Raw genomic sequence first — 12,274 nt, forward strand, 5'->3', positions numbered from 1 at the left:
GCTCAGCTCCGGCTCGGGTCGAAAGCGCTGAAGAAACTCGCCACGTGCGCGGCGTCCAGCGCCTGCAGGGTCGGCGGGTTCCAGCGAGGGTTCTTGTCTTTGTCGATCAGCAGGGCGCGCACGCCCTCGATCAGGTCGCCGCGCTCGAACCACTGGCGGTCCAGGTGCAGCTCCAGGGCGAAACAGTGTTCCAGGCTCAGCTGGCGGCCACGCCGGAGCATCTCCAGGGTCACGGCCATGGCCAGGGGCGAGCGGGTCGCCAGCAGGTCGGCGGTGCTGGTGGCCCATTCATGAGTATCGCCCAGGGTCACTTCCCGCAGCTGTTGCACGATGCTCGGTACGTCGGCCTGGGCGAAGAAATGGTCGATGGCCGGGCGCAGCGCCGCCAGTGGCGCGTCCGGCAACTGCCGCACGGCGAGCTTGGCCAGCAGGCCCTGCAGGTCCTTGAGCGGGGTGTCGCGCCATTGCAGATTGTCCAGGCGCTGGTCCAGCAGGCTCAGCTTGTCGCTCTCCAGGTACCAGTCCGCCAGGCCGCAGTACAGGGCATCGGCGGCGCGGATCTGCACGCCGCTGACCCCCAGGTAGATCCCCAGCTCGCCGGGGATGCGCGACAGGAAGTAACTGCCGCCGACATCCGGGAAATAACCTATGGCCACTTCCGGCATCGCCAGGCGGCTGCGCTCGGTGACCAGGCGCAGGTCGGCGCCCTGGACCAGGCCCATGCCGCCGCCGAGGACAAAACCGTCCATCAGCGCCAGCACCGGCTTGCGGTAGTGGTGGATCGCCAGGTCCAGCGCGTATTCCTCGACGAAGAATTCCTCGTGCAGGGTCTGGCCGTTCTTGTAGCTGTCGTAGAGGGTGCGGATATCGCCGCCGGCGCAGAAGGCTTTTTCGCCGGCGCCGCGCAGGACCACCGCGTGCACCTGCGGGTCCTGGGCCCAGGCATCGAGCTGCAGTTGCAGGGTACGCACCATGCCGAGGGTGATGGCATTGAGGCCGGCGGGGCGGTTGAGGGTCAGGTGACCGATGTGGTTGCGGACTTCGGCCAGCACGTCCTGTTGCGAGGTCTCGACCGACGTGGCGCCGGCGTCTCGCGTGGCCTGGGATGGAACCTGAGCAGTCATCACTAACTCCCTGCTTTTATTGTTCTTTATAGGTGTGTTCGCGCGCGAACGATGAGGGATCGTAACAGTGCAAATTTGCCATGTACAACCGGGATAACTGCAGGTTGGCTGTGCATTTTTGCATGAGCTGTAGCCGTCTTTGACGCCGCGTGTCGCGATCCAGGGCCCGTGGGAGCGGGCTCGCGACAGAATCGGCTGTCAACGAGCCGTTATCAGCTGATTCAGGCTGTCCAGGCGGCCCGTTACGACACCTCGGCCCATTCATCTGTTGGCATTCTGGCCACCCGTTGCAGACGCTGGCTGCCAGCGCCGCGAGCGGGAAAGGCACGGTCGCAGGCCGACCGACGCCGACCCAAAAACAATAACAACCTTGCTGCGGTGGACACCGCACCGACTCTCTGCCCCTGTCAAAAAAGTGTGCTTCGGCCCTGGGCCGGAACACGATAAATCCAAATAATCCGGGACTCTGAAGATGATCAATAAATGGCTGGCTGTGCCTGTACTGGCGTTGGCATTCTGTTCGGCGGGCGCGAGCGCCAAGGAATGGAAAGAGCTGCGCTTCGGCGTCAATCCAAGCTACCCACCCTTCGAATCGACCACCGCCGAGGGTGGCGTGCAAGGTTTCGGCGTGGACCTGGGCAATGCGATCTGCGCCGAGCTCAAGGTCAAGTGCGTGTGGGTCAGCAACGATTTCGACGGCCTGATCCCGGCGCTCAAGGCCGGCAAGTTCGACGCCATCGAATCCTCGATGACCGTCACCGAGGCGCGCAAGAAGCAGATCGACTTCACCGACCGGCTGTACGCCGGCCCGACCGCCATCGTCACCCGCAAGGACTCGGGCCTGGAACCCACCGCCGAGTCCCTCAAGGGCAAGACCATCGGCTACATGCAGGGCACCATCCAGGAAACCTACGCCAAGGCCAAGCTGGCCCCCGGCGGGGTGAAGCTGCGGGCCTACCAGAACCAGGACCAGGTGTACGCCGACCTGGTGTACGGCCGCCTCGACGCCTCGATCCAGGACAAGCTGCAGGCGCAGATGAGCTTCCTCGCTTCGCCCCAGGGCGCCGACTTCCAGAACAGCCAGGGCATCAGCGACCCATTGGTGCCTGCGGAAATCGCCATCGGCATCCGCAAGGACCAGGAACAACTCAAGGGCATGCTCAATGCCGCCATCAAGGCCCTGCATGAGAAGGGCATCTACGCACAGATCCAGCGCAAATACTTCGGCGATCTGGACCTCTACAACAACTGATTCCCACACCCTGGGCACTGTGTCGTGACAGCACGACGCAGGGCCTGGCCGTGGCGCATTCAAGGTGACTGGCGTGAATACCTTCCTGAATCTTTTCGGCCTGGACCTCGCGGCCCTGCAAGGCTATGGCCCGCTGTTGCTGCATGGCACCTGGGTGACCCTGAAACTCTCGGCGCTGTCGCTGCTGGTGAGCATGCTCCTGGGCTTGCTCGGCGCGGCGGCCAAGCTGTCGCCGCTGCGCCTGTTCAACCTGCCGGCGACCTTCTACACCACGCTGATCCGTGGCGTGCCGGACCTGGTGCTGATGCTGCTGATCTTCTACAGCCTGCAGGGCTGGCTCAGCAGCCTGACCGAGTTCATGGCTTGGCCCTATATGGAGATCGACCCCTTCGTGGCCGGCATCGTCACCCTGGGCTTTATCTATGGCGCGTATTTCACCGAGACCTTCCGCGGCGCGATCCTCAGCGTGCCGCGGGGCCAGCAGGAGGCCGGCGCGGCCTTTGGCCTGAGCCGCTGGCAGCGTTTTCGCTTCGTGGTCTTTCCGCAAATGATGCGCTTCGCCTTGCCCAGCCTGGGCAACAACTGGCTGGTGCTGCTCAAGGCCACGGCGCTGGTGTCGATCATCGGCCTGTCGGACCTGGTCAAGGTGGCCCAGGAGGCGGGCAAGAGCACCTTCAACATGCTGGATTTCCTGCTCCTGGCCGGCGCCCTGTACCTGTTGATCACCAGTGCTTCCAACTATCTGCTGCGGGTACTCGAGCGGCGTTATAACCAGGGCGTGCGGGGGCTGTCGCGATGATCGAATTGATTCAGGAATACTGGAAACCCTTTCTGTTCAGCGACGGCTACGGCCTCACCGGGCTGGCCATGACCCTGTGGCTGCTGGTGGCGAGTATCGCCCTGGGCTTTGTCCTGTCGCTGCCGCTGGCGATCATGCGCACCTCGCGCTGGGGCCTGGTGCGCTGGCCGGTGCAGCTGTTCACCTATGTGTTTCGCGGCACGCCGCTGTATATCCAATTGCTGATCTGCTACAGCGGTATCTACGGCATCGCCGCGGTGCGCTCCCAACCCTTGCTGGAAGCCTTCTTCCGCGATGCGATGAACTGCACTTTGCTGGCCTTCACCCTCAACACCTGCGCCTACACGGTGGAGATCTTCGCCGGGGCGATCCGCAGCATTCCCTACGGCGAAATCGAGGCCGCCCATGCCTACGGGCTCAGCGGCTGGCGCCTGTACCTGCGGCTGATCCTGCCGTCGGCGTTGCGCCGGGCGCTGCCCTACTACAGCAACGAAGTGATCCTGATGCTGCACGCCACCTCGGTGGCCTTCACCGCGACCATCCCGGACATCCTCAAGGTGGCACGGGACGCCAACGCCGCGACCTTCATGACCTTCCAGGCATTCGGCATCGCCGGCCTGTTGTACCTGGGCCTGTCCTTCGGCCTGGTCGGCGCCTTCCGCCTGGCGGAGCGTCGCTGGCTGAGTTTCCTCGGGCCGGCGCACTGAGGCGGTCCTCCCATTTTTTTGTGCGGAGTGCCGCTGGCCGGCGCTCCAGGAGTGTTCCATGTACAAATTGAGCGTTGAAAATCTCTACAAGCGATTTGGTGACAACGAAGTGCTCAAGGGCGTCTCGTTACAGGCTCGCGCCGGCGACGTGGTGAGCATGATCGGCGCCAGCGGTTCGGGCAAAAGCACTATGCTGCGCTGTATCAACTTCCTGGAGCGGGCCGACGAGGGCCACATCGAACTGGACGGCGAGCGCATCGCCACCCGTTCCGCGCCCGGCGGCATGCGCGTCGCCAGCCCGGCCCAGTTGCAGCGCCTGCGCACCCGCCTGGCCATGGTGTTCCAGCACTTCAACCTGTGGAGCCACCTGAGCGTGCTGGAGAACATCATGCTGGCGCCATGCCGGGTGCTGGGCAGCAGCCGCAAGGAGGCCGAGGCCAGCGCCCGCGCCTACCTGGACAAGGTGGGTTTGCCGCAGCGGGTCGCCGAGCAGTACCCGGCCTTCCTCTCCGGCGGCCAGCAGCAGCGGGTGGCGATTGCCCGGGCGCTGGCGGTGGAGCCGGAGATCCTGCTGTTCGACGAGCCGACCTCGGCCCTGGACCCGGAGCTGGTGGGCGAAGTGCTCAAGGTGATCCAGGCGCTGGCGGAGGAGGGACGCACCATGCTGATGGTGACCCACGAAATGGGTTTCGCCCGCCAGGTCTCCAGCCAGGTGCTGTTCCTGCACCAGGGGCGGGTGGAAGAGCAGGGCGATGCGACTATTCTCGATCGCCCGCAGAGTGAACGTTTGCAGCAGTTTTTATCCGGCCGTTTGAAGTGAGGCAAGACATCCATGGCGGACATCCGCGACCTGTCGATCGTGCTTGATCGGATCGATCAGGCCATCATCGAGGTGCTGCGCCACGAAGGGCGCATCACCTACCAGAAACTCTCCGAGCGCGTGCACCTGACCCCCAGGCCGTGCCTGGAGCGGGTGCGCAAGCTCGAACAGCTGGGCGTGATCCGCGGCTACGGGGCGATTCTCGACGAGAAGAAGCTCACGCCCGGCTTGTCCCTGCTGGTCCTGGTCGCGCTGTCCAACCAGAGCGGGCGCGCCGCGCAGAAGGCCTTCGAGGCCAAGGTCCGCGCCTGCCCGCAGGTGCTCGAATGCCGCCTGATCAGCGGCGCCTTCGACTACAGCCTGCGCATGCGCTGCCGCGACATGGAGCATTACCGGGTGCTGACCGAAGTCTGGTTCGACGACCCGGACCTGCATATCGACAAGCTGGTCAGCCACCCCGAACTGGCGATGGTCAAGACCACCATGGAGTAAACCGCGTCAGCGGCCTTGAAAGCATCGCGGGCAAGCCTCGCTCCNAGGAGCGGAGCTTGCCCGCGATGACGTTTTCCCATTCAAAAAACATCTGAGATTCAGCCCACCGAATCGGCTGCCGCACAGCCTTCTTTCAGCCATTTCCTGCATGGCAACCCCCCGGATCAGCCGGGTTTTTCCGTGGCCCGAACAGACAATGAGCACCTCTCAACCCTCATCGAATCTGTGCCCCATGCAAACCACCGATACCGTCTTGATGATTCGCCCGACCCGTTTTTCCTTCAACCAGGACACTGCGGCAAACAACCGCTTCCAGCGTCCCGCGGCCTGCTCCGAGGACGTGCAGATCAAGGCGCTGCAAGAGTTCGACGGCTATGTCGCGGCGCTGCGGGCCGAGGGCGTGACGGTCATGGTGCACAACGACGCCGAGGCCCCGCATACCCCGGACTCGATCTTCCCCAACAACTGGTGGAGCAGTCACCCGGACGGCACCCTGGTGCTGTACCCGATGCAGGGCCACAACCGCCGCCTGGAGCGCGACAAGGGCGTGCTCGACTGGCTGCGCGAGGAATACCGGGTCGAGCAACTGCTGGACCTGTCCAGCCTGGAACAGCAGGAAGTGTTTCTCGAAGGCACCGGCAGCATGGTCCTGGATCGCGAGCAGCGGATCTGCTACGCCGGTTATTCCACCCGCACCCACGCCCGGGCCCTGGACCAGCTGGTCGCGCACCTGGGCTACGAGCTGTGCGCGTTCAACGCCGTCGACCGCCAGGGCGTGGCCATCTATCACACCAACGTGATGATGAGCGTCGGCAGGCGCCTGGCCGTGGCCTGCCTGGAGTCCCTCTGCGACGTCGGCGAACGCCATGCGCTGCGCTCGCGCCTGGAAGGCAGCGGCAAGCAGATCATGGCCCTCAGTTGGGAACAGCTGGAATCCTTCGCCGGCAACATGCTCGAAGTGCACAACGCCGCCGGCGAGCCGCTGCTGGTGATGTCGCGCACCGCCTGGAATTCCCTGGATAGCGAGCAGCGCCGTTTGGTGGAGCGCCACGCCAGGCCGTTGCCGGTGAACATCGACACCATCGAACGCATCGGCGGCGGCAGCGCCCGCTGCATGCTCGCCGAGGTCTATCTACCCAAACGCCAACCCCACCTGGAGCACGCGCGATGATCGTTCGTCCTGCCACCCTGAATGACCTGCCGGCCTTGCTGGCCCTGGCCCACAGCGCCGGAACCGGCCTGACCACCTTGCCCGCCGACGCCGTGCGCTTGCGCCTGCGCCTGGAATGGGCGGAAAAGACCTTCGCCGGCGCGGCCGAGCGGGCCGATGCCGACTACCTGTTCGTGCTCGAGGGCGACAGCGGCGAGGCCGTGGGCATCTGCGCCTTGGCCGGCGCCGTGGGCATGCGCGAGCCCTGGTACAACTACCGGCTCGGGCTGTTTGTCGCTGCCTCGAAGAACCTGGGGATCAACCAGCAGTTGCCGACCCTGTTCCTGGGCAACGACATGACCGGGCATTCCGAGCTGTGCTCGCTGTTCCTCCACGCCGATCACCGCAGTGGCCTCAACGGCCGGCTGTTGTCCAAGGCGCGTTTCCTGTTCCTGGCCGAGTTCCGCCAGCACTTCGGCGACAAGGTGATCGCCGAGATGCGCGGCTATTCCGACGCGGACGGTGTGTCGCCGTTCTGGGAAGGCCTGGGTCGGCACTTCTTCAAGATGGACTTCGCCGACGCCGACTACCTCACCGGCCTGGGCAACAAGACCTTTATCGCCGAGCTGATGCCCAAGTTCCCGCTGCCCACCTGCCTGCTGCCGGAGTCGGCCCGGGCGGTGATCGGCCGGGTGCACCCCAACACCGAGCCGGCCCTGGGCATGCTCAAGGCCGAAGGGTTCGGCTTCAAGGACTACATCGACATCTTCGACGGCGGGCCGCTGATCGAATGCGATACCAGCGAGATCCGCGCGGTGCGCGACAGCCAGGTGCTGCAACTGAGCATCGGCACCCCGGGCGAGCAGGCCGAACCCTACCTGATCCACAACCGCCAGTTCGCCGAGTGCCGGATTACCGCGGCGGCGGCCCGGGTCGTCGCCGGCACCCTGATCGTCGATGCGAGCACCGCGCAGGCCCTGGGCCTGGTCGCCGGGGCTTCGGTGCGGGCAGTCAGCCTGGCGGTGCCGGAGCGCCAGTTGTCGGCGGCCTAGGGTCAACGCCCGCGCACTTGAACAGCACGCTCTGGCTAAGCCGCAGCCGCTCCTCGCAGCCCAGGGGTTGCAGCTGCGCGCGGTCCTGGTCGAGGTCTTTGGCCCGGCGCGCCAGGTAGAAGGCGCCGCTGTCGGGCAGTTCGGCGAGGCTCTTGATCCGCCGCGCCTGTCCCGCGCTGTAGAACTCCCCGGAGTAGGAGCGCCACCCCCAGTAGTACAGCGGCGCGGCCTCCGTCGCCTGCAGGTCGCTCCAGGCCCTGGCCAGGTCTTGCTGATTCTGCGGGCGCTGGAAGGTGCCGCCCTCGACCACCGCCACCGTCAATCCCAGGGGCAAGGCCAGCGCCAGGCCGGCCACCAGCTTGCCGGGGGCGTTCAAGCGCGCGCGCAGGGCCAGTGCCAGCAGCAGGCACCAGGCGGGCAGGGCGGGCAGCACATAGGTCCATAGGATATTGCCGGAGAAGGTAAAGAACAGCGGAGTGGTGAGCGCCCACAAGCTGATAAAGCTCAGGCTGCGGCTCGTGTTCGCATGCTGCCGATACACCCCATACAGCAGGGGCAGCAACAGACTCCACGGGAACAGCGCCAGCAATAGGTCGAGCCAGATGCTGCCGGTGGGGCGCGCATGGGCGCTGCCATACAGGTCGCCGGCCCAGTCGCTGATCACATAACGCTTCCAGTGTTCGCCCACCAGGAAGTAATCGAGAAACCCGGGGCTGCGCAGTTCGGCCCAGATATACCAGGGCAGCGCCACCAGTAGCATCAGCGACAGGCCGCTGAACCAGGGCAGGGCCCGAAGGGCGCGCCATTGTTTGTTCAGCAAGGTCCAGAGCCCCGCCTGGGCGCCCACCAGCACCAGCGCCAGCGGCCCCTTGGCCAGCAACCCCAGGCCCAGGCCGAAGAAGCCGGCCAGGGCCCAGGCCCGGTCGCCGTACAGGGTGCCGCGCCAGAAGCCATAACAGGCCAGCAGCACGGCGAAACCCAGGGCCGGATCGGTCAGCACCACGCCCGCCGAGACCAGGCCCAGGCTGGAGCTGGAAAACAGGATGGCCGCCACCAGCCCGGTGCGCTCGTCGTATTCCTCGCGGGCAAAGCGGATCAGGATCAGGCAACTGCCGAGGTGCAACAGCCAGGCGGGCAGGCGCGCGGCGAACTCGTTGATGCCCAGCAGTTGCATGCTCAAGGCCTGGGTCCAGAAGGCCAGCGGCGGCTTGCCCCAGAAGGGCACGCCATAGTTGAACATCGGCGTTACCCAGTCGTCGAGTTCGAGCATCTTGCGCGCCATCTCGGCGTAGCGCGCTTCCGAGGTGTCCATCAGGGGGTAAAGGCCGAGGGTCATCAGGCGCAGGCCCAGGATGCCGAGCAGCAGCCACCACAGGTGGCGGGTTGAAAGGCTGTTCATCGGATCTCGTCTTGTTCGCTGGATGGCATGGTGGGTGGCGCTTGCAGCCGCCGGGGAAAGCCGCCAAAGGTGCTGCGCAGGAAATACAGGGGGCGGCGCTTGACCTCGACCAGCGTGGCGCCGATGTACTCGCCGACCATGGCGATGCCCACCAGGGCCAGGGCCAGCGCGCCGAGGATCAGGTGATGGACGTCGAAGGCATCGACCAACCATTGGCGCAGCAGGTAGCCGCCGGTCAGCAGCAGGATCGCCAGGCTGAGCAGGCTGAACCAGCGCAGGGGTTTGCGGGAGAAGGCCAGCACGCCCTCCATGGCCAGGTCCACCAGGGCCATGGGGCTCCACTTCGATTTGCCGGCGCCCCGGCGCGCCCGCTGGTAGGGAATCTCCACGGTCTTGAAACCCAGCCAGTTGACCAGGCCTTTCATCAGGGTGGCCCGCTCGGGCATGTTGCGCAGCGCATGCAGGGGCGCGGCGCCGATCAGGCGAAAGTCGCTGACGTCCGGCGGCACCGGGTACTTGTCCACCAGCAGGTTCATCAGCTTGTAGTAGAGCTGCGCGCCCAGGCGCTTGCCCGCGGTGTCACTGCGCCGGTCGCTGCGCTGCATATTGACGATGTCATTGCCAGCCAACCACTGGCGGACCATCAGCGGAATCAGTTCGGGCGGGTCCTGCAAGTCGGCATCGATAAACAGCAGCGCATCGCCGGTGGCATGATCCAGCCCGGCGGACATCGCCGATTCCTTGCCGAAGTTGCGACTCAAGTTGAGGCAGCGTACTTGGGGCGTCTGGCAGAATTCTTCCAATAACTCGGAACTGCCATCCTGGCTGCCGTCGTTCACATAGAGAACTTCGTAGACCAGTGAAAGTGTCTCCATCACCAACATCAAGCGGCGATGGAACTCGGGCAGTACATGGGCTTCGTTATAGCAGCAGATAATGACGCTGAGCATTTCGCGGGTGTCTGGTCGAGCACAACTAGGCAACTTCATTTTTAAAAGTCCAGGTTCGATTGATCCAGTAACTGACCAGGGTCAGGCAGAGGGTGCTGAGCACTTGCATCAGCAAGGGCGAGTCAGGTTCGAGGCGCAGCAGAAACAGCATCAGCAGGGCATTGCCGAGGTTGTAGCCAGCGGCCGTCAGGCAGAAGCGCAGGGCCTGATCGGCCCTGGCCTCGGGGGCCGCCCGGGAAAAGGTCCAGCGCCGGTTGCCCTGATAGCTGACCCAGGTGCCCAGGCCGGCACCCAGCAGGCTTGCCAGCAGCGCCGGCATGCAAGCCATCAGGGCCAGGAACAGCGCGTAGTGGCTCAAGGTGGCGAGAACGCCCACCAGGGCATAGCGGGAAAGTTGCTTCAGATAATGATTGAAGAGTGTTTTTAATATTCGCGACATCGACAATTCTCAGAGTGGCGAGCGCGTTAATTCTTGGAGGAGTTGTGTCGATGTTAAGTGGGTGTTTTGTGAAAATATTGTTTGTCCGGTCGGGGAAGATATTTCACGAAGTAACCTGACAAATAAGTCATTATGTGTTCGATGCCAGTAAAGTCGCGGTGTTGCCGGAACGGACAATAAGCAAACTTACTGGAACATATCCTGGTTGTTATTCAGCCGTCAGCTTGTAAGGCTCAAGCACTGGGCAAGAGTTGAAAGCCTGGCTCGATGGCCGAGGGTCGTTACAATGGCGCTCGACTTTCGTGACCCAGAGGCAACATGGACATCGACCTGGCCCGCACCTTTTTGCAAATCGTCCGCAGCGGCAGCCTGATCGCCGCGGCCGAGCGCCTGCACCTGACCCAGACCGCGATCAGCGCCCGGGTGCAGAACCTCGAAGGCCAGCTCAACTGCAAGCTGTTCGTGCGCAACCGTGCCGGGGCCCGGCTGACCGCCGACGGCGAGGCGTTCATCGTCTACGCCAACCAGCTGGTGCAGACCTGGGAAGCGGCCCAGCGCGACCTGCCGCTGCTGGCCGGCTATCGCAACGTGCTGCATATCGGCGGTGAAGTCAGCCTGTGCAATCCGCTGATGCTCAACTGGGTGCGCCGCTTGCGCCAGGCGATTCCCAGTCACGCCGTGCGCAGCCAGATCGCCGAGGGCGCGAGCCTGCAACGCCAGCTGGAGCTGGGTGTGCTGGACGCCGCGCTGCTGTTCCAGCCGGTGTACGGGCCGGGGTTGCAGGTCGAGCAGTTGCTGGAGGAAAAGCTGATCCTGGTGCGCCTGGCCGGCAGGCCCGAGCCTTACGTGTACATCGACTGGGGCGAGGACTTCCGCCGCCAGCACGACGCGGCGCTGCCGGACCAGGCCAAGGCTGCGGTGGGTTTCAACCTCGGGCCGCTGGCCTTGCAGTTCATCCTCGAAGGCGGCGGCAGCGGCTACTTCCGTACCCGGGTGGTGCAAAGCTACCTGGACAGCGGCGTGCTGGAACGGGTGGAAAAGGCCCCGGAGTTCAACTTCCCGACCTACCTGCTGTATGCCCGCGAACGGGATTCGGCGGAGTTGCAGCAGGCCTTCGAGGTGCTGCGCGAAGTCATCGCCAGCGACACCGACTGGTCCCAGCGCTGGGATCCGATGATCTGAGTGGGGGCAACCTTGAAAATGCGGCGCCTGATTTGCGACCGCTTCGCGCTCGATCGCAGCCTGCGGCAGCGGCTACAGGGATCGCGTGGCCGCCGTAGCCGCTGCCGAGCCTGCGAGGCTGCGATCGGTTGCGTAGCAACCGCAAAACCTGCATCCGCCATCTGCCTGGAAAAACTCAGTTCACACCCGCGACGCCAACACCTCACCAATACTCCGCCGACGGGCATGGGCTTCGCTGGCATGGATCAGTTGCTCCAGATCCTGCGGCGTGACGTCGAAGAACTCCTGCATTTCATCCAGCGCCAGCTTGAGGTCGGCGGCAGTGATGGCCTGGGCATCGGTGGATGGGTGATCGGCGGGCAGCTTGGTCGCGGGTTCACTCTGGCCCTTGGGGTAACGGATGCGGGTCAGGTTGTTGTAGGCCAGGGCGCTGAGCAACAGGCACAGGGCCGCCAGCATTACCGGGCCGAGGGCCAGCCAGTCGAGGGCGATGGTGGCCGGGTCGGCCAGCACCATCGTCAGGGCCACGGCGCCGGCCGGCGGATGCAGGCAGCGCAGCCAGCACATCAGCACCAGGGACATGCCGGCGGCCAGGCAGGCGCTGCCCAGGGTACGTCCGAGCACATGGGCCACCAGCAACGCCAGGACCGCGGCGCACAGGTAACCGCCGAGGATCGACCAGGGTTGCGCCAGCGCCCCGGACGACACCGCGAACAGCAGCACCGCCGAAGCTCCCAGCGGGCCGATCAGGTGCAGCGCCACCTCCATGCCGAACACCCGGCTGCACAACCAGACACTGAACAGCGTGCCCAGGGCCATGCCGATCGCGGCGCGGCTCCATTCCGAGGGGCGGGTATTGATGGCGGCGGGTTTCCAGCGAGCAAGCATGACGAAGCGATCCAATTCCG

General features: G+C 64.8%; 13 protein-coding genes. 8 read left to right on the forward strand and 5 right to left on the reverse strand.

Annotated elements, in window-relative coordinates:
* Positions 1 to 2: 2 nt before the first annotated feature.
* The gene (locus ACTJKT_RS00545) at positions 3 to 1,124 is read right to left on the reverse strand and encodes an enoyl-CoA hydratase/isomerase family protein (RefSeq protein WP_440785743.1); all 1,122 of its coding nucleotides are present in this window, start codon (positions 1,122 to 1,124) and stop codon (positions 3 to 5) included.
* 472 nt (positions 1,125 to 1,596) lie between these two features.
* Between ACTJKT_RS00545 and ACTJKT_RS00550 the strand changes: the two genes are divergently transcribed.
* The 7 genes from ACTJKT_RS00550 to astA all read left to right on the forward strand — a co-directional run bounded on the left by ACTJKT_RS00550 (position 1,597) and on the right by astA (position 7,396).
* Entirely contained in the window at positions 1,597 to 2,376 is a 780-nt protein-coding gene (locus ACTJKT_RS00550; protein WP_440785744.1) for a transporter substrate-binding domain-containing protein, read from the forward strand.
* A 73-nt stretch (positions 2,377 to 2,449) separates the two neighbouring features.
* Positions 2,450 to 3,175, forward strand: a complete 726-nt coding sequence (locus ACTJKT_RS00555) for an ABC transporter permease (RefSeq protein WP_440785745.1) — start codon at positions 2,450 to 2,452, stop codon at positions 3,173 to 3,175.
* A complete protein-coding gene (locus tag ACTJKT_RS00560) occupies positions 3,172 to 3,882 on the forward strand; it encodes an ABC transporter permease (protein ID WP_440785746.1) in 711 nt (236 codons plus the stop codon). Before ACTJKT_RS00555 ends, ACTJKT_RS00560 begins: the two co-directional genes overlap by 4 nt.
* 58 nt (positions 3,883 to 3,940) lie before the next feature.
* Positions 3,941 to 4,702 (forward strand): ABC transporter ATP-binding protein, encoded by a 762-nt coding sequence (locus tag ACTJKT_RS00565; protein WP_440785747.1) that lies wholly within the window; start codon positions 3,941 to 3,943, stop codon positions 4,700 to 4,702.
* Between the two features lie 12 nt (positions 4,703 to 4,714).
* Positions 4,715 to 5,194, forward strand: coding sequence for an Lrp/AsnC family transcriptional regulator (locus ACTJKT_RS00570; RefSeq protein ID WP_007974731.1), 480 nt, complete (start codon positions 4,715 to 4,717; stop codon positions 5,192 to 5,194).
* Positions 5,195 to 5,426: 232 nt separating this feature from the next.
* Positions 5,427 to 6,365 (forward strand): citrulline utilization hydrolase CtlX, encoded by a 939-nt coding sequence (gene ctlX, locus ACTJKT_RS00575; RefSeq protein ID WP_440785748.1) that lies wholly within the window; start codon positions 5,427 to 5,429, stop codon positions 6,363 to 6,365.
* Complete coding sequence (gene astA / locus ACTJKT_RS00580) at positions 6,362 to 7,396, forward strand: arginine N-succinyltransferase (RefSeq protein WP_440785749.1); 1,035 nt, start codon at positions 6,362 to 6,364, stop codon at positions 7,394 to 7,396. The genes ctlX and astA overlap by 4 nt, the downstream gene beginning before the upstream one ends.
* Here the strand turns inward: astA and ACTJKT_RS00585 are convergent.
* Genes ACTJKT_RS00585 through ACTJKT_RS00595 form a run of 3 tightly spaced genes read right to left on the reverse strand, consistent with a single transcriptional unit; the run spans position 7,356 to position 10,184 of the window.
* Positions 7,356 to 8,795 carry an ArnT family glycosyltransferase gene (locus ACTJKT_RS00585; protein WP_440785750.1) on the reverse strand — a complete coding sequence of 480 codons (1,440 nt, stop codon included), beginning with the start codon at positions 8,793 to 8,795 and terminating at the stop codon, positions 7,356 to 7,358. The two genes, astA and ACTJKT_RS00585, sit on opposite strands and share 41 nt — an antisense overlap.
* Positions 8,792 to 9,745 (reverse strand): glycosyltransferase family 2 protein, encoded by a 954-nt coding sequence (locus ACTJKT_RS00590; RefSeq protein ID WP_440785751.1) that lies wholly within the window; start codon positions 9,743 to 9,745, stop codon positions 8,792 to 8,794. The genes ACTJKT_RS00585 and ACTJKT_RS00590 overlap by 4 nt, the downstream gene beginning before the upstream one ends.
* A gap of 25 nt (positions 9,746 to 9,770) precedes the next feature.
* Complete coding sequence (locus tag ACTJKT_RS00595; protein ID WP_440785752.1) at positions 9,771 to 10,184, reverse strand: GtrA family protein; 414 nt, start codon at positions 10,182 to 10,184, stop codon at positions 9,771 to 9,773.
* Between the two features lie 318 nt (positions 10,185 to 10,502).
* Here ACTJKT_RS00595 and ACTJKT_RS00600 point away from each other — a divergent pair, with 318 nt between their 5' ends.
* On the forward strand, positions 10,503 to 11,366 hold the full coding sequence (locus ACTJKT_RS00600; protein WP_097303441.1) for a LysR family transcriptional regulator: 864 nt from the start codon (positions 10,503 to 10,505) through the stop codon (positions 11,364 to 11,366).
* 180 nt (positions 11,367 to 11,546) lie between these two features.
* Here the strand turns inward: ACTJKT_RS00600 and ACTJKT_RS00605 are convergent, their stop codons facing one another.
* Positions 11,547 to 12,254 carry an HPP family protein gene (locus tag ACTJKT_RS00605; protein ID WP_440785753.1) on the reverse strand — a complete coding sequence of 236 codons (708 nt, stop codon included), beginning with the start codon at positions 12,252 to 12,254 and terminating at the stop codon, positions 11,547 to 11,549.
* Positions 12,255 to 12,274: the final 20 nt, after the last annotated feature.

The sequence above is a fragment of the Pseudomonas sp. 22526 genome (assembly GCF_052044735.1).
Taxonomy (GTDB): Bacteria; Pseudomonadota; Gammaproteobacteria; order Pseudomonadales; family Pseudomonadaceae; genus Aquipseudomonas; species Aquipseudomonas piscium.